Raw genomic sequence first — 21,453 nt, 5'->3', positions numbered from 1 at the left:
TTTATACTGAGACAGCGCATCGGTCAACCTGTTGTTCTTTTAATTAAATTTTCCCACAATTCCTGAAGCTGCTTCCAGTCATGTTCCGTAAGCTTTTGACCGTATAGGCCTCTTTCATATCTTTCCGTAAGGGACGTCATCTCCCTTGTACCAAAAAACGAATCCACATATCTGGAATAGGAACGGAGCGTCTGTCCGTCATCCATTTTCAGCCCATAACGTCCCAACTGCCTTAATAAAGCAACATAGGCTTGCGGAAAGGTATCCTTATCCTTTTTGAACTTATAATACGGTATGAGGACGTAAGGCAGCCAGCGTCTTCTTGCCAGGAATGCCGCATATGCAATAATAGCGAGCGCAATCACAGCCATGATGATTTTTCCCCAGTTATCTTCCACAAAGGTTACCGCATCATCCCATAATGCTTTGATGGAGAAGTTGAAAGAGTTGCCGCTTGCAGATTCTTCTTCCGGCGTCAGATCTTTTTCCGGTGTTTCCTGCTCGATTGGCGGAACTGCAGTCTCTTCTGTCTCCGGCAGTTCATAGTCATAATTCACAATCGAACTGCCTGTAAACCCCACTGTCGGCTCAAACGGAACCCACCCTTCTCCCGGGAAAAATACTTCAACCCATGAGTGGGCATTGTTATTGGTCACTTTATAGGTCTTGTATTGGGTATCGATGGTTCTCTGATATTCTCCTTCTGTATACCCCTTCGCCCATCTTGCCGGGATGCCCAGTGAACGGACAAGTACTACCATCGCTGTGGAATAGTTATCACAGTAGCCCATCTGTGTTTCGAAAAGGAACTGATCAACATAGTCCTGGCCTTCCTCAGGTATCGGAACCTCGAACTGTTCATAGACGAAGTTTTCTTTTTCGAAGTATTCCTCAATTGCTTTTGTTTTTTGGTACCAGTTCTCCTGATCAGCTGTGATCGTTTCTGCCAGTTCCCTTACCCGATCAGGCAATGTGTCAGGAAGCTGGGTATACCTCTCAAGAAACAGTTGCGAGCTTTCAGCAAAAGAATCCGCCGAGGCCGATTCCAGCCCTTTTAAAGAGTAAACCGGATTTGTGTACTCCACAGTGTATTCCTCTAGCTTGACCTCTTCCTCCCCTTGAAGGGACGTAATTTTTGCCGTATCAGTGCTCATAGAGAAATATCCCTCTTCATTTCCCTGCACTGAGTTAATTCCATAAGGATACACAATGTGTGAGTATTGTTCTTTTACCTTCAAGGTTTCTGTGTCAGGATCCCTTTCCGGATCAGGTTCGGTAATCTTAAGAGGAACTTCCTCTCCCGGATTGAAAGGCAGGCTTTCTTCAGGGTCGCTTCTCTTCCACCCTTTACCGGTGTAAGTATCTTTACTTTCTATTCTCCAGTAGTGCTCCCTGACGACATCTGCAGTGAAAACCGTTTTCGGATCCCCGATGAACGGGCCTCCAAGCCTGCTGTCATCCTGGCCGTAGCCGAGCTTCGACCCGCCGCCTCCTGTTTCATTTTGACCCGCAAGTGCCTTAAGATGGGGAACCGGGTCAGGCCAGACAGGATCTATTTTCGGTGCCGCAAAAGCCAGGACGGAACTGGATCCTATCATGATCACCAGCGGAACCATCCATCGTCCGGTAGCACGTTTCGACGCCGCCAGACTTTCTTGATTTTTCAAACGGAGCAGCGCCAGCATCCCCAATAGCAAAAAGCCGAGAATGATGACCCGGATGATGGCTCCCTTTGCATCAAACGTAGTAAACGTATCAAGCAGGCTGATATACACGACCGTCATGATGTAAAACATCAGCATCGTTTTCCTCACCGATATCCAGTAGTGAATCAAGTAGGTCATCAACCATAGCAAGATAAAAAACAACAGACTGCGGTACATATCGGATAGCAGCGACCATTCCCGTCCAATGGTCAGCCCGATGTTGTCCCAGAGGTCGGTTAACATAGCAGCCACAGGGTTCAGAAGTGTCACATCCGCATACAAGTGGTACAGCGAATACACGATATAAACCGATTTAATGGCAAAAGATAAAATTCCATTGAGATTCAGGTAATACAAAGTAACCGACAGAAAGGCAAACATCACAAAGTATCCGAGATTTCCCGTATCGGTGATCTCATCCAGCGGCCTCAGCCACTCCCATAATAGGATGAAGGCCAGTACGTAAAGAAGACCACGCTGGAGAGTCCGGTTATTTGCTCGATCATTCATGCGTTCTTCACCTCCGAAAACGCAGAGCCAAATTCGCCTTCATAACTCACCTTCAGCCAGATCCCCCTGCCGGCCGCCATCGCTTTTAAGGCTTTTTCTTCAGAGGAAAGCTGTGTCCCTTTTTCCTTTATTAAAAAAATGACTACGGAGGAGTTGCGTTTGGCATAGGATCTAACCGTCGCAATCAGTTTTTTGGAAAGCGAACCAGTGACAAACATGACGGTAGCCGATTGCTGATAGTTGATTCCCTCTCCATGAAGGATTTTCGATAAGTCGAACTTACTGTCTGCCTTCACTTTCGCCAAATGATGGTAAAGCTGGCGCTGGTGCTCTTCTCCTCCTCTGATTGGGAAGGAGACATGGTCTTCCCCGATTGACAGCAGGCCTGCCTGGGCGCCTCTTTTCATAACAGCTTTTAAGATTGAAGCTGTAAAAGTGACCATGGGTTCAAAAGCCTGAGAGGGTTCACGATCCAGGACCACCAGCACATCATGTGACTGCCTCTCCTCAAATTCCTTTGTCATCAGCTCATTCGTCCGCGCAAATGACTTCCAGTGGATCCACGAAAAGCGATCCCCCGGCTGATACTCCTTGACTCCGGTTGCCATCGTCGTATCCTTTTGAATCTTCACATTAGAGGAAGCCATCCCCTGGTCATAACGGCTTTCAAGCGGTCTGTAGACCACATCGACAAAAGCCGGATAAACGAGAAGCGTGTTTACACACGGAACCGTCACTTCTTTTTCAAATATGCCGAAAAAGTCCCCTGTTTTTAATCGGACAGCACTGAAATGATGCTCTCCCCTTGGCAGCTCTTCAATGACATATTTCAGGTGAATCTCCCTTCTGAAGCCAGGGTATATCATTGACTTCACTTTCTGAAAAGAAGATCTGTAAAAGATTGAAGGAGACACAATGTCATCTGCAATTACGTAAAACAGCGGAAAAGGAAGCTTTCTTTTGATGATGAGGGACACTTCCATGGAATCCCCTGCTTTGAAATCCGTTGATTTAAAGGAACGTTCCACTTCGAAGTCCGAAAGCGGATAGATCGATACGAGCAACGAGAACAAAGCAAACGGAACGAAGCTGTAAAACAGAAACCAGCTGACGAATCCTCCTTGAAACAATGCATAAACAAGTGTGACCGCCCACAAAACGATAAGCAGGAGCAGCTTCCCCAACACTCTTACTAGTTGTAATTTCTTTTTCATTTATCTCACAAGCCTTTGAACAGGTACGGGTATCCTTGAAATTACGCGTTCCACCACTTCTTCGGCCGTTATCCCATCATATTTCGCTTCTGATTTCAGGATAATCCGGTGTGAGAATACAAATGGAGCGAGATACTGAACATCATCCGGGATCACATAATCCCTGCTGTTAAGGTAAGCGTACGCCTGGCATGCTCTCATCAACGCAATGGATCCACGCGGACTTGCCCCAAGATAGACCTGGGAGTGAAGTCGCGTTCTATGAGCGATATCCACAATATATTTTTTCAGCGTTTCATCCACTATGACATCCTTGACATCCTCCTGGATCATTCTCAGTTCTTCGAGGGTGATGACCGCATCTAAATCTTCAATCGGCGGATTCTTTTGCGCACGGTTTAGAATTTCCATTTCTTCTTCCATTTCCGGATAGCCCATTTTCATTTTGAGGAGGAAACGGTCGAGCTGCGCTTCAGGAAGTGGATACGTCCCTTCATACTCAATCGGATTCTGAGTCGCCATAACAAAAAACGGCTTATCCAGCTTGCGCGTCACCCCGTCGATGGTCACACTGTGCTCTTCCATTCCCTCAAGAAGCGCTGACTGCGTCTTTGGAGAGGTACGGTTGATTTCATCGGCAAGGATGATATTCCCCATGATTGGTCCTGGCCTGAAGTGAAACTCACTGTCTTTCGGATTAAATATCGAAACGCCGATAACATCTGAAGGAAGCAGGTCAGGCGTGAACTGGATCCGCTTGAACGAAGCGCCCACAGATTTCGCGAGGGCCCGGACCATCATCGTCTTTCCGACCCCCGGCACATCCTCAAGAAGCACGTGGCCGTTTGCCAGCAGTGCCACCAAACTCAATTCGGCAACCGTCCTCTTCCCGATCATGACCTTCTCAATATTCTCAATTACGTGCTGCAACTTTGGATTCATTACATTTGTCGTCATTCTTTTCCCTCCTGAGACTCTGCGACTGACATCTACCTGTCTAATTACATATTACATTTTCTGGAAAACGGAAAAACCCTTTAGAACATATAGAATTATTAGGTGATTTGTCTATTTGTGCTATTTTCCTTGTTTCTGGGTGAAATGTTTCCCCCGCGGCGGCTGCTCTCATAATCTATGACTTTGATTTATGGATGTATTATGTTGGTCTCAACAATCTGAATTTTCTGTTACAAGTATATAACAAAAAACCAGATTTTGAAAATTGGGGGTTGGGTTGGGGTGTTAGCTCTTTGACGACGCCGATCCTCGCTGACTTGGAATCAACAACCCTATTGAGGCCTTTTGGCGACTCGGATCCTCGCTGACTTTGGAATCAACACCCCCATTCAGACCTTTTGACGACTCCGATTCTCGCTGACTTCGGAATCAACACCCCCTTTGAGGCCTTTTGACGACTCCGATCCTCGCTGACTTTGGAATCAACAACCCTATTGAGGCCTTTTGGCGACTCCGATTCTCGCTGGCTTCGGAATCAACACCCCTATTGAGACCTTTTGGCGACTCCGATTCTCGCTGACTTTGGATTCCACACCCCCATTGACACCCTTTGACGACTCCGATTTCCGCTGACTTTGGAATCAACACCCCCATTGAGGCCTTTTGACGACTCCGATTCTCGCTGACTTCGGAATCAACACCCCCTTTGAGGCCTTTTGACGACTCCGTTTCTCGCTGACTTTGGATTCCACACCCCCATTGAGACCTTTTGACGACTCCGGTTCTCGCTGACTTCGGAATCAGCACCCCCATTGACACCCTTTGGCGACTCCGAGTCTCGCTGACTTCGGAATCAACACCCCCATTGAGACCTTTTGACGACTCCGATTCTCTCTGGCTTCGGAATCAACACCCCCATTGAGACCTTTTGACGACTCCGAGTCTCGCTGACTTCGGAATCAACAACCCCATTGACACCCTTTGACGACTCCGATTCTCGCTGACTTCGGAATCAGCACCCCCATTGAGACCTTTTGACGACTCCGGTTCTCGCTGACTTCGGAATCAGCACCCCCATTGACACCCTTTGGCGACTCCGATTCTCGATGACTTAGAAATCAACACCCCCATTGACACCCTTTGGCGACTCCGATTCTCGATGACTTAGAAATCAACACAGATCCTCGTTTTTTTGATTCTATAGCGAAAAATACTTTTTTAAATTAGGGTTCAATTGTTTTTTTAGCAAACAAGATAGAATCAAATATAAAAGGAAGATTTCCCATGACCAACTGGCTTATAATTATTTTTTAATATCCTACGTATCGTCTTAATATCTCTGATAACACCGCACCAATCATAAATCAGGTTGGAGGTTACTTTTAGTTGAGGGAATAATAACTTAAACTCTCTGACACTTCTTAGAACCGCTTCCGTGCACTTTTCCCTTCCACCACATAATCCACATATCAAAGTTGTTTGTACAGAGGTATAAACCACCCCACACCCAGGACAAACAATCCCCTTCCGCAGCCCGCCATACGTATACTCCGGCAAGCTGCTATAAGGCATTTCGTCAATTAAATGAGTTAATAATTTCTCAGCAAATTGGATCTCCGAGCGCGTCGGCTTAGAACCACAACGCTGAAGCATTTTTTCCCTAAAACGGCCAAGTTGGGCTGGATAAACGATAGGTAACTCGGAATAAACATCATAGAGGTGGAATTCGGGATTAACAAATACTAAGTGGGGTTCCACGGTAATCCGCCAGCCCATACTCTTAACAAGCTGGTTGATGAGGGTTTCGGTTTTTTCGAGCTGAAGAAGGGGGTTTTTGATTGGGTTGCCTTTTGGGGAGTACCATTTGTCTTCTTTGATAGTGTAGTCGCCTTCGAAGTTTTTGACTTCGAAAATATGAAGGGTTCCTGAGGAGATACCAAGAGAGTCGGTTTGGAAGTGGTTGTTGTTCACATTGAAGTTTGAGTCGTTTAGAAAAATCATTTCCTGAAGCGGTTCTGCCCACTTATCGAACATCACTTCTCCTTCGTATCCTTTTTCTTTGTGTTGGTAGTAACTTTCTTCACTTTCATTAAAATTCATCCTCGGTCTCAGTGCCCTTAGTATCTGCAGCTCCCGGGGCACATCGCGCTCTTTCATGATCAATCAGCATCACTCCTTTTAAGTTATATGTAAATTTTATACAAAACCTTCCAAGGAGTCTACTTAAAATGAACGTAAACGGTGCCCAACAGGCAAATGTTCCGTAGAAAAAAAGCAATCAGACCCAAGGGATAAACTCGACGAGCACCACAATTAGAGACAAAGCTGTTTTCATATAGATTGTTGCTATTGAAAATTTCCCCTTTGGGTACAAGGGCTTCTATCTTGAAAAGGGTCAATAGTTTTTTTCTTTCTTGCTGACCAAGAAAATGGCTGTAAATTATCTCTTGAAATTAATATTGATAGCAACAAATTGTTAGAAAAGAGTAAAAAACCACCAAGGAGCCCGAAAGCTCCCCGCTGGTCTGTAAAAAGTTATTCTCTCCACCAAGCGTCGAATACGGTAATTGGCAGTTCTCTTTTGTGTCTCGTTTTCAAATAATGGCCTTCGATGGTTTCCGCGGCATCCTTAGACACTTCCCGGCCTTCAAGGAAGTCATCGATTTCTTCGTAAGTGACTCCAAGTGCATCTTCGTCCGGCAGCAATGGGCGGTCATCTTCCAGGTCTGCTGTCGGTACTTTGGTGTACAAATGTTCAGGGGCACCGAGTTCTTTCAGAAGCAATTTACCCTGGCGCTTGTTCAGACGGAAAATCGGTACAAGATCGGCTGCACCGTCACCATGCTTGGTGTAGAAGCCTGTTACCGCTTCGGCGGAATGGTCCGTTCCTAGTACTACACCTTTATTCATGGCGGCCATGCTGTATTGGACCTTCATGCGTTCGCGCGCTTTTTCGTTTCCTTTCGTGAAATCAGAAAGTTCGACGCCTGCTTCTTTCATGGCTGCGGCGCTGGCATCGACCGCTCCTTTGATGTTCACCGTGTAGGATTTGCTCGGCTGAATAAACTCAATTGCATCCAGGGCATCCTGCTCATCATTTTGTTTGCCGTAAGGAAGCCGGACCGCGATAAACTGATATTCATCCGTTCCGGTCTCTTCATTCAGCTCGTCCACCGCTTTCTGGGCAAGCTTCCCGACAAGCGTTGAGTCCTGTCCGCCGGAGATTCCCAGCACAAGACTTTTCAAAAAGGAGTTTTTCTTTAAGTAGTCTTTCATTAGGTCGACGCTTCTTCTGATTTCTTCTTGTGGATCAATTTCCGGTTTCACTTTCATTTCTTCGACAATCTGTTTTTGCAAAGAATCCATCTTGTAATCTCACTCTCCTATCGCGATTTTCTATTATTATAATACCTTTGCTTCAGAAGCTACAAACATTCCTCACCGGCTGCTTTCCTGATACGCCTGCACCTTCTGTTTGACTTCCTCGATATTACGCATTTTGTTGTTCCAGCATTTTTCGCTGAGATCAACCGGGTAATCTTCCGGATTCATCAAGCGTTTGTACTCATCCCACAGCACTTCAATGCTTTCTTGGAAATATTCGCGGATTTCCTGAAGCGACGGCGTTTCGTAAATCAAATTTCCATCTTTGAAGATATCCGTATGAAGATCTTTTGCTTCAAAATTGGTGACGAACTTGCTGATGAAAGTGTGCACGGGGTGGAACATCTTGATCCGGTCTTCTTTCTGCGGGTTTTCTTCTTCCAGGGTAATATAATCCCCTTCTGACTTGCCGCTCGTTTTATTAATAATCCTGTAGACATTTTTCAGGCCCGGTGTAGACACTTTTTCGGCATTGCTGGAGATTTTGATCGTATCCGTCATTTCACCGTTCTCATTTTCAATGGACACGAGCTTGTATACCGCTCCGAGGGCAGGCTGGTCGTAGCCTGTGATCAGCTTTGTCCCGATTCCCCATGTATCGATTTTGGCACCCTGCGCTTTCAAATTCAGGATGGTGTATTCATCCAGATCATTCGAAGCGACGATCCCAGCCTCAGGGAAGCCCGCTTCATCAAGCATCTCCCTTGCCCGTTTCGACAGGTAGGCCATATCCCCGCTGTCCAGGCGGATTCCCTTGAAATTAATTTTGTCACCCATTTCCTTCGCGACTCTGATTGCTGCCGGCACGCCGGACTTCAGCGTGTCGTAAGTATCGACCAGGAAGACACAGTCCTTATGCGTCTCAGCATATTTTTTAAAAGAAGTATAGTCGTCCCGATAGGCTTGGACCATGGAATGGGCGTGTGTTCCTGCGACAGGGATTCCGAACAATTTTCCGGCCCGGACGTTGCTTGTAGCATTAAAGCCTCCGATGTAGGCCGCCCGCGTCCCCCAGATGGCGGCATCCATTTCCTGTGCTCTCCTTGTCCCAAATTCCATCACCACTTCATTTCCCACGACTTCCCTGATGCGAGCCGCTTTCGTTGCAATCAATGTCTGGAAGTTGACGATATTCAGCAGAGCCGTCTCCAGAAGCTGGGCCTGGGCGAGTGGTGCTTCAACTCTTATCATCGGTTCATTCCCGAACGCAAGCTCCCCTTCTTTCATGGAACGGACGCTGCCTGTGAACCTCATATCCTTTAGGTAGTGTAAAAATTCTTCCTCATAACCGACTTCCTCCCGCAGGTACTCTATATCCGTTTCACTGAAGTGGAAGTTTTCGATAAAACGGATCACCTTTTCCAGGCCGGCAAACACGGCATAGCCGTTACCAAAAGGCAGTTTCCGGAAAAATAGTTCGAATACCGCTTTTTTATTATGAATCCCATCTTCCCAATAGGTCTTCGCCATGTTGATCTGATACAAATCTGTATGTAAAGCCAGGCTGTCATCAGGATAGTTATACATTGTCGTTCACTCCTTTGAGTAGTAAGGCTCCTTGTTTTTCGGAATACCGTATCCTATATAAATAGACTATATTCTATATTTTAACCATAAAATGCGATTTCCACCGGATTGGAGTCTTCCGAAGAAACTAATAGGCAGATGCTTTTACCAATTATAAGTTATCCATTTCAATAAAAAACGCCAGCTGACTACACTGGCGTTTCAAGACTTACACGGCTCCAAACAAGGCACCGGCGATTCCAAGGATGATCGCAAGAATGAACCACAGGATTGATAAGATAACGATCGTCCAACCGATCCCCTTTCTGCCCGTCTGGATAAAATAGATCCCCAATACAATGGCTCCGAAGATCAAGCCGAGAATTGCCCACAGCCATGGATTCTTACCGCGCTTTCTGGCATCGACAAATAGATAAACCGCAATGATTATATTAATGATAAAACTAAGAGAAAATTCCAAAGTCCCACTCCTTTTTATCTTTTCTCTTAGATTTTCCCAAGCTGTAAAATCTTAAACCCCTGTATGTTGTTACCTTCCCCAGGCAGGATGAATATACATAATTATCTTACCGCGGATCGAGCAGGGAGATGATGAAAGTGAGAAAAAGAAATGGTACCGAACGGCAAGGGCAGCCTGGAAAAGAGGAAGAGATTGAAAAAATTGAGAAGCAAATAGCGGCGGCCCTTTGGCTTCAATCCATCGGACAAGTTGCAGAAGCCATCCTTGTTTTGAAGCTTCTATTATTAAAAGAGGAGTCAGAAGGGGAAAAGAAAACCGCCGTTGGCATCTGGATTCAGACGATTGGGCAGATTATTGAAACAGTAGGTGTTACCAGGCAGCTTGGAAGTTTAGACCGCATTACTCTTAAAGAAGCACAAAGAGGCGCCATTATCGGAGATATCCTGCAGTCAGCCGGCGCGGCCATAGAGGTTTTGGGCGGAAAGCAGATACTGATCGAGGATGATGGCTTTGTACCATAAATTATTGATTATAAATCGCTGTTTTCGTATAGATTGTTGCTCTCGGAAAAATCCAAAGAGTCGGATTTTCCACTCGCGTACAAGGGCTTGTATAACTGAACAGGGTGATTAGCTCTTTTCTTTCTTGTTTACCAGGGTAGTTTCTGTTAATTATGGTTATATCTCTTAAACTTCATTTTAAATAGTTGCAAAGTTTTTGAAAAGAGCCCTCAAGAAAATGAGGCATCCATTCATTTAGGAAGCCTCATTTATCATTATTCTACCATTATTGTTTTTTCTGTATGAGTGTGAAGTTCGCCTTTTTCAATATGCAGCTTCACATGATAAGTACCCTTTTCTGAAAAGATATAAGTCGATTTATACTCGCCGTCACTGATTTCCGCAGCATCAATGTACTCATGGTTTTCTTCGCCATCTCTCCATATTTCAAAACGAACGTCCGCTTCTGTCAGCGGCTCCTCACCACTCATGGCATGGCCTGTCAGTTCACTGTCTTCTCCTGCTTTCACATTATCCGCCATCATAATATGGCCCGTGACTTCCTCTCCATGATCGTGGCCTTCCTCATGAGCATGCCCTGAATCCCCAATGGCCAGTTCCAGTTTGGGCATCGTATGCATATCCCTCGCCGTCACATGGGAAATCACATAGTAAATTCCCGGCTCATCGACTTTCATGCTTATCGAGTAAACCCCCTCCCCTTGGGATTGACCTTCAAGCTTTTCATGCTGTTCCTCATCTTTTTTCCAAAATTCAAATTCTACTTCATTGGCGTCATCTACATTCTCATCGCCCTGGGTAACTTTCGCCTGGATTGTGAACTCTTCTCCTTCTTTAAGCTCATCTTTTCCTGGTTGGGTTGTTACCTCAACTTTCACAGGCTCTAAAGTGTCTCCTGAGCCTGAAGCATTTTGTTCATTATTTGCTCCACAGCTTGCCAGTAACAAGGCGCTGCTGAGTGTAATGATCATCCATAACATATTGAATTTCATCTATGTACATCCTCCAAAACTTATTAATTCTCCAAAGAAAGGGATCCTGAGAAGTATCGATGTTCCTTTTCGTGGTTTGGTCTGACTATTGATTGCGTGCCAAGCAAAACAGAGGTCTTCCACTTCACCAACCATCATACCACTATCAGTTCAACGAGAACGATTACATTCATCACCTTCTGCCTCTCTTTCAATGAACGTTAACCTGGGAACCTAACAGTTGGCCAACTGCAAGTTCAGAAGTGGGGGATCAGGTCATTCTGGCACCCGGAAAGAACTAAAAACAATCTCTAAAAAAACCTCTAATTCTTTCTTTTAGTTCAAGTTTGCCCAATACTTTATAGTATAGAATATAAATTTTACTCTTTGCGAAGTATTTAGGAATAATTTGTGAAAAAGAACATTAAGAACAGGGGGGTTCAAAAACGTTGGTCGAATCCCGTTTAAAATGCATAGCTCCACTCGATACACTATAAACGCGCTCTTCATAGCAGAGTTGATTTTCGAGAATAGACAATGCCAGACAGTGAATCTGTGCAGACTTTATCTGTTGGCGCTGAGCATTGGGCTGACACAGCAACGGCTCGTTTTCGCCTCTGGGTTCTCCCTGTCCCGCTAATTCCCTGGAATTCGGATATCTTTCACTACCAAAAACTTGAATAAAAAAACAACCAAATGCACTAAAAGAGCCAATGGTTTAATTCATAAATACTCGGAAGGTAGAAGAATTAAGCAGGTATAGTAAACCTTTTTTGGTTTAATTATATAAGTAATAAAAGTTCACTAATAAGGGGTGGAAAAGTGGATAGTAGGCAAATCGATTTGTTACATACCATTAGAACCTCAACAGAAAATTTAACTAACCTTCAAATTGATTATTGGAAGATCTACTCAGATTTTGAGAGCTGGAAATTCTGGCTGGAGATTGCCATGCTGATCGCCCCTCTTATTATTCTGGCATTATTCATCGATAGAAAAAGGGCTTTACTATTGGGGTTTTTCGGTCTTAATTATCATGTTTGGTTTGCATACACGAATGCATTCGGCATCAGGCTGGGATTATGGGAATACCCGTATCAAGTACTTCCTTTTTTACCAAGCTTTGCTTTAGATGCATCTTTAGTTCCGATAGCATTTATGCTGTTGTATCAATGGACGTTAAATGGGAAGAAAAATGTTTATCTATATTCAATCGTTTTATCAGCGGTCTTCGCCTTCCTCTTAAAGCCCGTGATGGTATTTCTGGATCTTTTTAGAATGTTCTATTGGGTGAATTACCTTCACTTATTTATGTTTTACATTGCTTTTTTCCTTGTCTCGAAGTGGATAACCAACATTTTTATCAGACTGGAAAAGAGTAAGCCAGACAATTGAAAAAGCCCTTCTCATTTAATGAGAGGGCTTCTGTATAATTTCCTTTATTAATTTCCTATGTCAGCACATTCTCTTCAGTGACCTGACCTGTTTCTCTTTTTTATCACTTCAAGCAAAATTTCCCCTTATCCTTTTACCTGGCCGGAAGGGTACGTTGATTTTGATGTAACCCTCAGGCTTTCTTGTAAGAGTAATTCCACTTTTTTAAGCTTTTAGGAATAATAATAATTTTATTTAATATTGGACTTTTACCTCACAAGTGTACCTTCCCATTCTTGAATGCCGCCATCAACACTAGCCAGATTGGAATAACCTTTGCCTTCTAATATTTCGGCGGCTTGCAGACTGCGCTTTCCACTCCTGCACAATAAAACGATTTCTGCATCTTTCGGGAGTTTCTTATATTCCGTTTCTAATGTGCTTAAAGGCATGTTGACCATTCCGTCGATATATCCAGCTTCATACTCATAAGGCTCACGAACATCCACAAAGATGGTTTTACCTTTGCCTTGATTATTCAACTTTTCTTCCAACTCGGTTGTTGATATCATTTCAATACCCGCTTTATTAATTTGGGGATAACCCAAATACACTATTAAAAGAATAATAGGTAAATACATTAAAAACCTTTTCATATAGGAATGCCCCCTCTTAACTACCTTTCAAGAACAATAAATCGTCCTCCAAATAAACTCTTAACATAATCAATTTTGACTTGATTGAAGTAAGGTTTACTTGATTCATGAATTAAAAATAAAATCCCATCTTGCTCAATAACCTCATCGTTTTCTAATGCTGACTCTTCCAGAGCCAGACGAAGTTGCGGCCCCCCTCAGCCAATTCCAATAGCTAAACGGATGAAAGGCTTTTTTCCTTCATTTATAAGGCCTTTTACTTCTTTTTTTATTTTTGATAGGGCCAATTCTGTTATTTCCACCAAAGTCCCTCCTCCTAATCGTTAAAAATGTACAAACAAATCCGCCGATACGGCCTCATTCAGTACCCATTTAATTGGAACTTGTTCAGCTGGATAAATAAAATCTGTTTTATCTTTAATATCCAGGTCTACTGCGTACAGCTTCACACCTGATTCGACTGCTATCTCGAGCAGTTCATGAATGGATGGAGCATTGAAGTCGTTTAGCGCATTTGACAGATATTCTATACCATCCGATGGAATAGGGATATAGTTTTTATCTAAAATGTTTACACCTTTTCGAGAGAACGCCAAAATCACGTCAGCCCCCGAAGACGCAGCTCCCACCGCTATGTTTAAAGGTGGATATGCAGATTCTAATTCATCATGCAGTGCTAAAACGACAACTTTTTTTGTATTCATCCTGGTCACCTCTGCTAATAACTTAATACGGCATCCGCTTGATATGCTCTATCCAAAAAAGTAACGACTCCGGCTAGTTCGGCACCTTCAATTAACTCCAGGCCATCTGCAATCAACACATTCATCTGACAACCGTATAAATGAATGCCTGCCTGCAGAGCCTTATTAAGCAAGGACGATAGGTCCACCCCATGTGTTCTCGACATTTTCTTTAGATACCGTTTATCTAACACATGGGCTCCATCAAGATCAAAAAATATATCGACATCATTTTTTTGCTCAACCATTTCCATAGCTTTCTTTAGCACATAGGGAACATTTGAGCTTAAGGATACAAAGTATACAAATTTCTTGTTCGCCATACTTACCCCTTCTTTCACTAATACAATGTATTTTCTCCCTGCATTTACAAAATATCTAACCAAATCTTTACGGCAGTAGCTCCAATTAAAAAGGCCAATATCATTTGAAGGATTTTTGTATTTACTTTTTTCCCGGCCATAGCCCCTAATGGGGAAGCAATCAGACTCGCAATGACCATGATAAAAGCAGGGAAATAATCAATCTGCCCGGTTGTTATTTTTCCTACTGTAGCACCAATTGAGGAAATAAATGTAATGGCCAGTGATGAAGCTATCGTCATTCTTGTAGGTATCTTTAGTACAACCAGCATGATCGGAACTAAAAGAAATGCTCCTGCTGCCCCGACAATCCCGGCACCCACACCGACTATCAACGCCAAAGAAGCTGCCAGCCACTTATTGAATTTCACCTGATCAAGAGGGATATCATCAATCCCTTTCTTCGGTATGAACATCATTACTGCGGCAATCAAAGCTAGTATTCCATATATAAGATTAATGCCCCCTTCAGACATTAACTTTGATCCGTATCCGCCAACAAAACTTCCAATCAATATACTGCTTCCCATATACGCAATTAACGTTTTATTCAGATAGCCGCCTTTTCGGTATGCCCAAACGCCGCCAATCGTTGCAAAGAAAACTTGAATGGCACTGATACCCGAAACTTCATGGGCACTAAAGGCTGCTACACCGAATAAGGGTGGAATATAGAGCAGCATGGGGTACTTTATAATTGAACCCCCAATGCCTAACATCCCCGAAATATAAGATCCGATAAAGCCGATTAAAAATATTGTAATAATAAATGCTGCATCCATCCTGGTACCTCCCTTTGAAAAAAGGGAACCTTTTCGCAGGTTCCCCTTATTTTTTTATCCTTTTTTAATCCAAAATTTTAAAACATCGTTTTCTTCTTCATGTTTTAGGAATTCATGTCCGCCTGATTTAGCCCAGGCTGTCAAATCACTCTTAGCCCCTTTGTCAGTGGCATGAATTTCAAGGATTTCTCCTGAAGCTAATTCATTCATTGCTTTTTTTGTTTTCACGATTGGCATTGGACATGCTAAACCTTTTGCATCTAATAATTTTGTCGCTTCCATTTATTTTCCTCCTGAATTTTTGTCTTACCGAACCGCACAACGGTTTGGTCCGATTTCCATTTCACGTTGTTTTTCTTCATCAGGGCTGATTTTCCCCATGTTTGTTTCACGAATTTCTTGATATGCATTTGGTTGAGGCGGTAGGTTTTCTGTTACCATTTTTCTAAATTCATTTTCATCCTCAATGTTCAGACCATGATTTTTCTCAAATAGTGTCCCTAATCTTTCTGACACACTTCCATCTTCATTCAATTCATCTATGATCATAAAGTGAGCCGGCAGAACAACCAGGTCTTCTGAAAGCTCTTTATAACGGGAGTAAAGACTTTCTCTTAAATCTGCGACCCAGTCTTCAGCCATTCCAGCCAAATCAGGTCTGCCAATGGAGTCTATGAATAAGATGTCTCCTGAAAGCAGGAATTTCTCATCAACAATAAATGATGTAGACCCAATTGTATGGCCAGGAGAATAAAGCGCATGAATATCAATCGCTGTATTTCCGATTGTCACCACATTGCCGCCTTCCAGCGCATTGTAATCAAATGTTACCTCTACAGCATCCTTTGGAGGCAGCCAGTAAGAAGCACCCGTTTTCTCAGCAATGACTCTTCCCCCAGAAATGTGGTCAGCGTGTAAATGCGTATCAAATACATGAGTGATGTTTGCACCAATGCGATCAGCAAAGTCAAGGTAAATGTCAGTCATACGAGTTGCATCAATAATTGCCGCTTCTCCGTTGGAAACTACCATGTAAGATAAGCAGCCCTTACCGATACGAACGAACTGATACACTTCGCCGCCATCTTTTAGGTCGCCGACTTTCACTGGTTCCAAGTGTTCACTCCATGCTTTCATTCCACCTTGTAAGTAAGATACTGTTAAACCTTCTTCCGAAAGCATCTCTGCCACCATAATAGAGGATCCTTCTTTAGCACATACAACCAATATTTCTTTATCAGCCGGAAGCTTTTCTAAAATTTCTTCCACTCCATCAAGCAGTTCAAAATACGGGATATTTAGATAATCAAAGTTTTCACCTTCAATTTTCCAATCCTGAAAGTCACTTTCATTACGAACATCCAGAATAAACAATTCTTCTTTATCGAATACTTTTTTAGTTACTTCTGTTGAAGTCATAGCTCTCACTGTCATAATAATTTTACCCCCTGTGGTATAATTTATTTTAAAAATTTTTCCTAAGTATTATTGCTATTTGAATGATATATTTGATTTCCACTCCAGTTGAGCGACTCTGCAGGGCGGGCGGTGAGCCTCCTCGGCTGTGCCTGTGGGGTTACGTTCCAGTGGGTACGTAACACTGGTCTCACCTGTCATCAAAAGTGAAAGCACCCCGTTCAGGCCCGACAGGCAAATGTTCCGAAGAGAAGAAAAGGTGAATTTTCCTTTTATTCTCTTCGGGTTATTTGACCCCGAGGGGCTGGGTGCTGCAACTGGATTGGGGGTCTCACCTGTCCCGCTAGTCCCGCAGGAGACCGCACACCTTACGTTCCAATCAATCCTCCATAAACAGATACAACAAAACTAGTGTAAAAACAACAACCTTTAAGAAAACAACCTATTTTAAATTTTTTCAAGTCTATTAAAACGTTAGTGTCACTTCTGCCTCTTTAGCAAACTCTAAAAATGTTACAGCTCCACCTACTTCAATTCCATCAACAAATGCTTCTTTTTCTAATCCCATTACATCCATTGTCATTTGGCAGCCAATAAATTTAACTCCTAAATCCTGGGCCATTTCGACCAGCTCAGGAATAGCAGGAACATTCGCTTTTTCAAAGCCTTCTGCAAAATGTTCTTTTCCCTCTGGCATTGGAAGCTGTTTGTATGCGTCTTTATGGATCAGGTTCAACCCTTCAAATGTGAAGAAAATCGCTACTTCTTGATCGGACGCTGCTGCTGCCGTGGCAACATTAAATACTTTATATGCATCAAATACTCCACCATTACTTGCGATAATTGCTACTTTACTCATTTCTAATTCCTCCTATTTTCTTAATGTCATCATGATAGTATTTGGATCATAACCAACAACCCATTTACCATTTTTTTCAGTTTGGGGTACTCCCATTTGTCCTGTTTTATTGACAATTCGGTTCATTATCTCTGGATTCGTTTCAACATTTACTTCTTTATAAGGAATCTTTTGGTCAGCTAAAAAGTTCTTCAGCATGACGCAATATGGGCAGCGTGTTGTTGTATATACAGTAACTGTATTCATTTCACGTCATCCTCCTTACTTGTTTACACTATTTGTTTTTCCAGACCAAGCGCTCATACCTGGTACAACATTCATAACATGATCAAAACCTTTTTCAGCCAATTTTTGAGCTGCAAGGTCACTTCGGTTTCCTGTTCGGCAAACCACATAAATTTCATCGCCTTTGTCTAATTCTGAGAGACGATTCTCTAAGTCGCCCAATGGAATTGAAATCGCATTAGGAATATGGTTGAATGCATACTCAGCTGCTTCTCTCACATCTAAGACTACAATATTTTCATCAGCTTCCAACTTCTTTTCCAACTCTTCATTACTCGTTACATTGGGATGCTTTCTTTCAGTTACACCATCATCCGAAGACTTTCTTAGGTAATGCTTTAAAATTTCTCCTTCTTCAATGGTGCCAAGATACTGATGTCCCGAGCTGTTTGCCCAAGCTTGAATGTCGGCTTTAGAGCCTTTATCAGTAGCTTGAACCTCCAACACTTGACCGGCTTGTAAATCGTTCATTGCTTTTTTTGTTTTCACAATAGGCATCGGACATGCCAATCCTCTTGCATCTAATAAAAAGTCTGTTTTTAATGCTTCCATTTTATAAGCCTCCTAATTTACCCATTGGGGTATAATATTCTCTAAAAAAATATGCTTTATTTTGTCTCGCCTTCCCAAGCAAGCATACCGCCTGTCATATTGATCACCTTAAATCCTTGACTTTCAAGAAATTGTGATGCTTGACCACTTCTTCCGCCAGAACGGCAAACCATGATATACTCTTTTGACTTATCCAATTCATTCATACGGAATTCTACTAAACCAAGAGGAATGTTGACTGCTCCTGGAATTTTACCCGTTTCTACTTCCTCAACTTCTCGAACATCAATTAAATTTAGTGATTTACCTTCTTCTAATAAAGTTTCTACCTCTTTAGCAGTCAATTGCTTCATTTCTATCTCCTCCTTTTTATCTCCAGGCATTCATACCGCCTCTTACATTTGTCACTTTAGTAAACCCTAATTTCTTCAACATTTTACTGGCGTTTTGACTTCTCATTCCACTTTGGCAAATAACGACTACTTCTTTGTCTTTTGCAAGCTCTTTCTCTGCTTTTTGCATTAGTTGTTGAAGAGGAAGATTTTTAAACCCTCTTATGTTATTAGCCTTAAACTCTCCAGGAGTTCGGACATCAATGAATTGTTTGTTTTTATCTTTCAACTCATTTCTTAATTCCATTGTTGAAATTTGCCTAACACCTTTTGCAGGAAACATTCGTTTAATAATAAAAAACAAAACCAGTCCGATTAATATATAATTTAAATAGTCCACAATTAGCCCCTCCTTTTTTATGTAGGGGGAAATATCCCCCTGCAGTCTAGATGAATAAATTCACGTTACCATCTTCTGCATCTGCTAAATATGCTGCAACCCCTGCATACTCGATATTATCTAAGAGTTCTTCTTTTTGAAGTCCTAATAAATCCATTGTCATCGTACAGGCAACCAATTTCACATCTTGCTCTTTTGCCATGTCAATCAAATCCGGCAACGGCATTGCGTTATGCTTCTTCATAACGTCTTTTATCATCTTGGGACCGAAACCAGCAAAATGCATTTTTGAAAGTCCCATTTTGTCTGCGCCTCTAGGCATCATTTTGCCAAACATTTTTTCCATGAATCCTTTTTCTACCTCAATGTTCTCATCTTTTCTGAGAGCATTTAAACCCCAGAAGGTATGAAAAATGGTTACTTCGTGATCATAGGCTGCTGCCCCATTTGCAATGATATACGCTGCCATTGCTTTATCATAATCTCCGCTAAATAATACGATGGTTGTTTTTTTCTTGTCTGTCATGGTAGTTCCTCCCTTTTGGTGTTATACCCCTGTAGGTATAAATTCAAGTAAAAAAAATTTATCCTTTCTTAATCCAAAACTTCAAAACGTCATTTTCTTCTTCATGTTTTAATAGTTCATGGCCGCCTGACTTAGTCCAAGCAGTGAGGTCGTTCTTTGCCCCTTTATCAGTTGTATGAACTTCCAATACTTGACCAGTTTCCAGCTCATTCATTGCCTTCTTTGTTTTTACAATCGGCATTGGACATGCTAACCCTTTTGCATCTAACACTTTATCTATATTCATCTATAATCTCTCCTTAAGATTGAGTGTGTTTATTATACCCCTGTGGGTATTATAATAATAAAAATTAATGAGGGTGTCAACCCTTTACTTTTAACGACTTTTTACCAGTAGGTTTACTGCCTCTTTTACTAGTTCTTCTGTATTTTTTTCTGAGTTTTCATCTGCTTGACGAACACATTCAACTAAATTGGAACTAACAAGTACGCCGATTGTCCTGTCAATGGCTGTACGTGCTGCAGACAGCTGGGTGTTAACATCTTTACACTCTTTATTTTCTTCCATCATTCTTAGAATACCTCTAAGCTGACCTTCAATGCGCTTTACTCTGTTTTTCATTTGAGCATTGTATTCCAAATGTTTACCTCCTTTAGCTTCTGGATGATTTCCTTTGTTATTTAGGTTTTCAACGATATATGATTCAACTGGTTTAATAAATTCTCTTCATATTTTTTAAGGGTGAAAGGTATGCAACTTAAATTTTTAAATGCTTCATAAATACCTTACAAGGTATATATTATACCCCTCCGGGTATAATGTCAACCTATATTCTTCTTTTTTTCATCAAGAACAGTATACATTTAAATTCGATAAACAACTTTTCTGAGATATATCAAGCGGCTGCGGTACCCGCTTCCTCTACTGGGACAATAACCCATTGCACTTTTTTTATTAATCTTTTATAATTCATAGTATAACAATAGGATTAAATGGTTATAAAGGAGGAACCTTTTATGAATATATTTAAAGAGAAATGTCCTAAATGTAATAGAACGTTAGTTACCCATAAATCAAAAGTGTTTAGTTTAGTTGTCATAAAGTCCTGCCCTGAGAAACATTTTGAAAAGGAATATCATCCTGCACTTGAATCTTATATTGAAAGCCATAAAATATCTTAAGATTTCTGTTTTATAATAAGAACCCCTGTAGACCTTTCTACAGGGGATTTATCTTTCAGCAGCTTCTTCATTCGATTTCACTATATTTTCTTCAATGATGGTTTGGAACCAATAAATAATGAGGGAAAAGCTGATAAAAGTCAGAAAAATATGATGCTGTCTAAAACGAATCAGTTTGAAGACATTAAGCTTTTGAAAAAGGTGACTTACCGGATATGAGAACAACCAATCCAAAATAACATTGATACCCAAATATCGGACAAAATTTCCATATGAATACTTAAATACCCATAGTGTCCCAACGAAGAAGGTACTCAAAACAAAAGAGACATTTGTAATTAAATCGGGAATAAGATTAATTTTTACCTTCCACCATCTTCTTGACTCAGCTATTTCACTCATTATAGTTAGAAGTAATGTAACAAATGTTGCTGAAGGCAAAAACCGAAGAATATACCTTTTCCCTATTAAAGGAATAGTCGCCAATGAGCCAAATAATAAAAACCACATGATTGCTCTATTTAATCTCATCCCTACACACCCTCTTGCTTTAAAGATAAAAGAACTAACACAATCCCTTTTATGATGTGTAAAGGTACCATCATTCATTCATTAAATCCCCTTTTAGAAGAAAAGATGTATTCAGCTTCATATAGGGCATTAATTCAATATCGCTTGTAGAGAAGACATAATCGGAGTTGACAAGCAATTGAAATGATTCCGGGCTGGTACGT

General features: G+C 41.9%; 27 protein-coding genes. 3 read left to right on the top strand and 24 right to left on the bottom strand.

The window, feature by feature from the left end; all coding sequences use genetic code 11:
* Nucleotides 1-23: 23 nt before the first annotated feature.
* The 7 genes from V1502_RS01705 to V1502_RS01675 all read right to left on the bottom strand — a co-directional run bounded on the left by V1502_RS01705 (nucleotide 24) and on the right by V1502_RS01675 (nucleotide 9,758).
* Nucleotides 24-2,216: a DUF4129 domain-containing transglutaminase family protein gene (locus V1502_RS01705; protein WP_409252670.1), complete on the bottom strand. Its 2,193-nt coding sequence runs from the start codon at nucleotides 2,214-2,216 to the stop codon at nucleotides 24-26.
* On the bottom strand, nucleotides 2,213-3,430 hold the full coding sequence (locus tag V1502_RS01700; RefSeq protein WP_409252669.1) for a DUF58 domain-containing protein: 1,218 nt from the start codon (nucleotides 3,428-3,430) through the stop codon (nucleotides 2,213-2,215). Before V1502_RS01700 ends, V1502_RS01705 begins: the two co-directional genes overlap by 4 nt.
* Nucleotides 3,431-4,387: an AAA family ATPase gene (locus V1502_RS01695; RefSeq protein WP_409252668.1), complete on the bottom strand. Its 957-nt coding sequence runs from the start codon at nucleotides 4,385-4,387 to the stop codon at nucleotides 3,431-3,433.
* Nucleotides 4,388-5,647: 1,260 nt separating this feature from the next.
* Entirely contained in the window at nucleotides 5,648-6,544 is an 897-nt protein-coding gene (locus V1502_RS01690; protein WP_409254268.1) for a nuclease-related domain-containing protein, read from the bottom strand.
* A 378-nt stretch (nucleotides 6,545-6,922) separates the two neighbouring features.
* The gene (nadE, locus tag V1502_RS01685) at nucleotides 6,923-7,753 is read right to left on the bottom strand and encodes an ammonia-dependent NAD(+) synthetase (RefSeq protein WP_409252667.1); all 831 of its coding nucleotides are present in this window, start codon (nucleotides 7,751-7,753) and stop codon (nucleotides 6,923-6,925) included.
* A 72-nt stretch (nucleotides 7,754-7,825) separates the two neighbouring features.
* The gene (locus V1502_RS01680) at nucleotides 7,826-9,298 is read right to left on the bottom strand and encodes a nicotinate phosphoribosyltransferase (RefSeq protein WP_409252666.1); all 1,473 of its coding nucleotides are present in this window, start codon (nucleotides 9,296-9,298) and stop codon (nucleotides 7,826-7,828) included.
* A 208-nt stretch (nucleotides 9,299-9,506) separates the two neighbouring features.
* The gene (locus tag V1502_RS01675) at nucleotides 9,507-9,758 is read right to left on the bottom strand and encodes a hypothetical protein (protein WP_409252665.1); all 252 of its coding nucleotides are present in this window, start codon (nucleotides 9,756-9,758) and stop codon (nucleotides 9,507-9,509) included.
* Nucleotides 9,759-9,895: 137 nt separating this feature from the next.
* Here V1502_RS01675 and V1502_RS01670 point away from each other — a divergent pair, with 137 nt between their 5' ends.
* A complete protein-coding gene (locus tag V1502_RS01670; protein ID WP_409252664.1) occupies nucleotides 9,896-10,279 on the top strand; it encodes a hypothetical protein in 384 nt (127 codons plus the stop codon).
* 254 nt (nucleotides 10,280-10,533) lie between these two features.
* Here the strand turns inward: V1502_RS01670 and V1502_RS01665 are convergent, their stop codons facing one another.
* Nucleotides 10,534-11,271: a FixH family protein gene (locus V1502_RS01665; protein WP_409252663.1), complete on the bottom strand. Its 738-nt coding sequence runs from the start codon at nucleotides 11,269-11,271 to the stop codon at nucleotides 10,534-10,536.
* 801 nt (nucleotides 11,272-12,072) lie between these two features.
* Between V1502_RS01665 and V1502_RS01660 the strand changes: the two genes are divergently transcribed.
* On the top strand, nucleotides 12,073-12,645 hold the full coding sequence (locus V1502_RS01660) for a hypothetical protein (RefSeq protein ID WP_409252662.1): 573 nt from the start codon (nucleotides 12,073-12,075) through the stop codon (nucleotides 12,643-12,645).
* Nucleotides 12,646-12,893: 248 nt separating this feature from the next.
* Here the strand turns inward: V1502_RS01660 and V1502_RS01655 are convergent, their stop codons facing one another.
* The 15 genes from V1502_RS01655 to V1502_RS01585 form a co-directional block, all read right to left on the bottom strand.
* Entirely contained in the window at nucleotides 12,894-13,280 is a 387-nt protein-coding gene (locus V1502_RS01655) for a rhodanese-like domain-containing protein (protein ID WP_409252661.1), read from the bottom strand.
* Between the two features lie 20 nt (nucleotides 13,281-13,300).
* Complete coding sequence (locus tag V1502_RS01650) at nucleotides 13,301-13,453, bottom strand: iron-sulfur cluster biosynthesis family protein (protein ID WP_409254267.1); 153 nt, start codon at nucleotides 13,451-13,453, stop codon at nucleotides 13,301-13,303.
* Nucleotides 13,454-13,603: 150 nt separating this feature from the next.
* Nucleotides 13,604-13,984, bottom strand: coding sequence for a peroxiredoxin family protein (locus V1502_RS01645; protein WP_409252660.1), 381 nt, complete (start codon nucleotides 13,982-13,984; stop codon nucleotides 13,604-13,606).
* A gap of 14 nt (nucleotides 13,985-13,998) precedes the next feature.
* Nucleotides 13,999-14,346 carry a DsrE/DsrF/DrsH-like family protein gene (locus tag V1502_RS01640; protein WP_409252659.1) on the bottom strand — a complete coding sequence of 116 codons (348 nt, stop codon included), beginning with the start codon at nucleotides 14,344-14,346 and terminating at the stop codon, nucleotides 13,999-14,001.
* A 44-nt stretch (nucleotides 14,347-14,390) separates the two neighbouring features.
* Complete coding sequence (locus tag V1502_RS01635; protein ID WP_409252658.1) at nucleotides 14,391-15,167, bottom strand: sulfite exporter TauE/SafE family protein; 777 nt, start codon at nucleotides 15,165-15,167, stop codon at nucleotides 14,391-14,393.
* A 54-nt stretch (nucleotides 15,168-15,221) separates the two neighbouring features.
* The gene (locus V1502_RS01630) at nucleotides 15,222-15,449 is read right to left on the bottom strand and encodes a sulfurtransferase TusA family protein (protein WP_409252657.1); all 228 of its coding nucleotides are present in this window, start codon (nucleotides 15,447-15,449) and stop codon (nucleotides 15,222-15,224) included.
* A 24-nt stretch (nucleotides 15,450-15,473) separates the two neighbouring features.
* On the bottom strand, nucleotides 15,474-16,601 hold the full coding sequence (locus V1502_RS01625) for an MBL fold metallo-hydrolase (RefSeq protein WP_409252656.1): 1,128 nt from the start codon (nucleotides 16,599-16,601) through the stop codon (nucleotides 15,474-15,476).
* A gap of 448 nt (nucleotides 16,602-17,049) precedes the next feature.
* The gene (locus tag V1502_RS01620; protein ID WP_409252655.1) at nucleotides 17,050-17,442 is read right to left on the bottom strand and encodes a DsrE/DsrF/DrsH-like family protein; all 393 of its coding nucleotides are present in this window, start codon (nucleotides 17,440-17,442) and stop codon (nucleotides 17,050-17,052) included.
* Nucleotides 17,443-17,454: 12 nt separating this feature from the next.
* Nucleotides 17,455-17,688, bottom strand: coding sequence for a glutaredoxin family protein (locus tag V1502_RS01615; protein ID WP_409252654.1), 234 nt, complete (start codon nucleotides 17,686-17,688; stop codon nucleotides 17,455-17,457).
* Between the two features lie 15 nt (nucleotides 17,689-17,703).
* The gene (locus V1502_RS01610) at nucleotides 17,704-18,279 is read right to left on the bottom strand and encodes a sulfurtransferase TusA family protein (protein ID WP_409252653.1); all 576 of its coding nucleotides are present in this window, start codon (nucleotides 18,277-18,279) and stop codon (nucleotides 17,704-17,706) included.
* Between the two features lie 56 nt (nucleotides 18,280-18,335).
* On the bottom strand, nucleotides 18,336-18,632 hold the full coding sequence (locus V1502_RS01605) for a rhodanese-like domain-containing protein (RefSeq protein WP_409252652.1): 297 nt from the start codon (nucleotides 18,630-18,632) through the stop codon (nucleotides 18,336-18,338).
* A 16-nt stretch (nucleotides 18,633-18,648) separates the two neighbouring features.
* The gene (locus V1502_RS01600) at nucleotides 18,649-19,011 is read right to left on the bottom strand and encodes a rhodanese-like domain-containing protein (protein ID WP_409252651.1); all 363 of its coding nucleotides are present in this window, start codon (nucleotides 19,009-19,011) and stop codon (nucleotides 18,649-18,651) included.
* Between the two features lie 46 nt (nucleotides 19,012-19,057).
* On the bottom strand, nucleotides 19,058-19,537 hold the full coding sequence (locus V1502_RS01595; RefSeq protein WP_409252650.1) for a DsrE/DsrF/DrsH-like family protein: 480 nt from the start codon (nucleotides 19,535-19,537) through the stop codon (nucleotides 19,058-19,060).
* Between the two features lie 58 nt (nucleotides 19,538-19,595).
* Nucleotides 19,596-19,823 carry a sulfurtransferase TusA family protein gene (locus V1502_RS01590; protein ID WP_409252649.1) on the bottom strand — a complete coding sequence of 76 codons (228 nt, stop codon included), beginning with the start codon at nucleotides 19,821-19,823 and terminating at the stop codon, nucleotides 19,596-19,598.
* A gap of 90 nt (nucleotides 19,824-19,913) precedes the next feature.
* Complete coding sequence (locus tag V1502_RS01585) at nucleotides 19,914-20,177, bottom strand: metal-sensitive transcriptional regulator (RefSeq protein ID WP_409252648.1); 264 nt, start codon at nucleotides 20,175-20,177, stop codon at nucleotides 19,914-19,916.
* Nucleotides 20,178-20,554: 377 nt separating this feature from the next.
* On the opposite strand from V1502_RS01585, the gene V1502_RS01580 reads away from it, so the two are divergent.
* Nucleotides 20,555-20,719: a hypothetical protein gene (locus V1502_RS01580; RefSeq protein WP_409252647.1), complete on the top strand. Its 165-nt coding sequence runs from the start codon at nucleotides 20,555-20,557 to the stop codon at nucleotides 20,717-20,719.
* Nucleotides 20,720-20,767: 48 nt separating this feature from the next.
* Here V1502_RS01580 and V1502_RS01575 read toward each other — a convergent pair whose 3' ends face one another.
* Complete coding sequence (locus V1502_RS01575; protein ID WP_409252646.1) at nucleotides 20,768-21,328, bottom strand: hypothetical protein; 561 nt, start codon at nucleotides 21,326-21,328, stop codon at nucleotides 20,768-20,770.
* Nucleotides 21,329-21,453 lie beyond the last annotated feature (125 nt).

It is taken from the genome of Rossellomorea sedimentorum, assembly GCF_046237645.1.
GTDB lineage: Bacteria > Bacillota > Bacilli > Bacillales > Bacillaceae_B > Rossellomorea > Rossellomorea sedimentorum.
This window is presented reverse-complemented; position numbering and strand designations above follow the sequence as displayed.

Bases quoted from the DNA above. Each gene is read 5' to 3' on its own strand.
- V1502_RS01705 (WP_409252670.1), bottom strand. From the start codon at position 2,216: ATGAATGATCGAGCAAATAACCGGACTCTCCAGCGTGGTCTTCTTTAC.
- V1502_RS01700 (WP_409252669.1), bottom strand. From the start codon at position 3,430: ATGAAAAAGAAATTACAACTAGTAAGAGTGTTGGGGAAGCTGCTCCTG.
- V1502_RS01695 (WP_409252668.1), bottom strand. From the start codon at position 4,387: ATGACGACAAATGTAATGAATCCAAAGTTGCAGCACGTAATTGAGAAT.
- V1502_RS01690 (WP_409254268.1), bottom strand. From the start codon at position 6,544: ATGAAAGAGCGCGATGTGCCCCGGGAGCTGCAGATACTAAGGGCACTG.
- nadE (WP_409252667.1), bottom strand. From the start codon at position 7,753: ATGGATTCTTTGCAAAAACAGATTGTCGAAGAAATGAAAGTGAAACCG.
- V1502_RS01680 (WP_409252666.1), bottom strand. From the start codon at position 9,298: ATGTATAACTATCCTGATGACAGCCTGGCTTTACATACAGATTTGTAT.
- V1502_RS01665 (WP_409252663.1), bottom strand. From the start codon at position 11,271: ATGAAATTCAATATGTTATGGATGATCATTACACTCAGCAGCGCCTTG.
- V1502_RS01655 (WP_409252661.1), bottom strand. From the start codon at position 13,280: ATGAAAAGGTTTTTAATGTATTTACCTATTATTCTTTTAATAGTGTAT.
- V1502_RS01645 (WP_409252660.1), bottom strand. From the start codon at position 13,984: ATGAATACAAAAAAAGTTGTCGTTTTAGCACTGCATGATGAATTAGAA.
- V1502_RS01640 (WP_409252659.1), bottom strand. From the start codon at position 14,346: ATGGCGAACAAGAAATTTGTATACTTTGTATCCTTAAGCTCAAATGTT.
- V1502_RS01635 (WP_409252658.1), bottom strand. From the start codon at position 15,167: ATGGATGCAGCATTTATTATTACAATATTTTTAATCGGCTTTATCGGA.
- V1502_RS01630 (WP_409252657.1), bottom strand. From the start codon at position 15,449: ATGGAAGCGACAAAATTATTAGATGCAAAAGGTTTAGCATGTCCAATG.
- V1502_RS01625 (WP_409252656.1), bottom strand. From the start codon at position 16,601: ATGACAGTGAGAGCTATGACTTCAACAGAAGTAACTAAAAAAGTATTC.
- V1502_RS01620 (WP_409252655.1), bottom strand. From the start codon at position 17,442: ATGAGTAAAGTAGCAATTATCGCAAGTAATGGTGGAGTATTTGATGCA.
- V1502_RS01615 (WP_409252654.1), bottom strand. From the start codon at position 17,688: ATGAATACAGTTACTGTATATACAACAACACGCTGCCCATATTGCGTC.
- V1502_RS01610 (WP_409252653.1), bottom strand. From the start codon at position 18,279: ATGGAAGCATTAAAAACAGACTTTTTATTAGATGCAAGAGGATTGGCA.
- V1502_RS01605 (WP_409252652.1), bottom strand. From the start codon at position 18,632: ATGAAGCAATTGACTGCTAAAGAGGTAGAAACTTTATTAGAAGAAGGT.
- V1502_RS01595 (WP_409252650.1), bottom strand. From the start codon at position 19,537: ATGACAGACAAGAAAAAAACAACCATCGTATTATTTAGCGGAGATTAT.
- V1502_RS01590 (WP_409252649.1), bottom strand. From the start codon at position 19,823: ATGAATATAGATAAAGTGTTAGATGCAAAAGGGTTAGCATGTCCAATG.
- V1502_RS01580 (WP_409252647.1), top strand. From the start codon at position 20,555: ATGAATATATTTAAAGAGAAATGTCCTAAATGTAATAGAACGTTAGTT.
- V1502_RS01575 (WP_409252646.1), bottom strand. From the start codon at position 21,328: ATGAATGATGGTACCTTTACACATCATAAAAGGGATTGTGTTAGTTCT.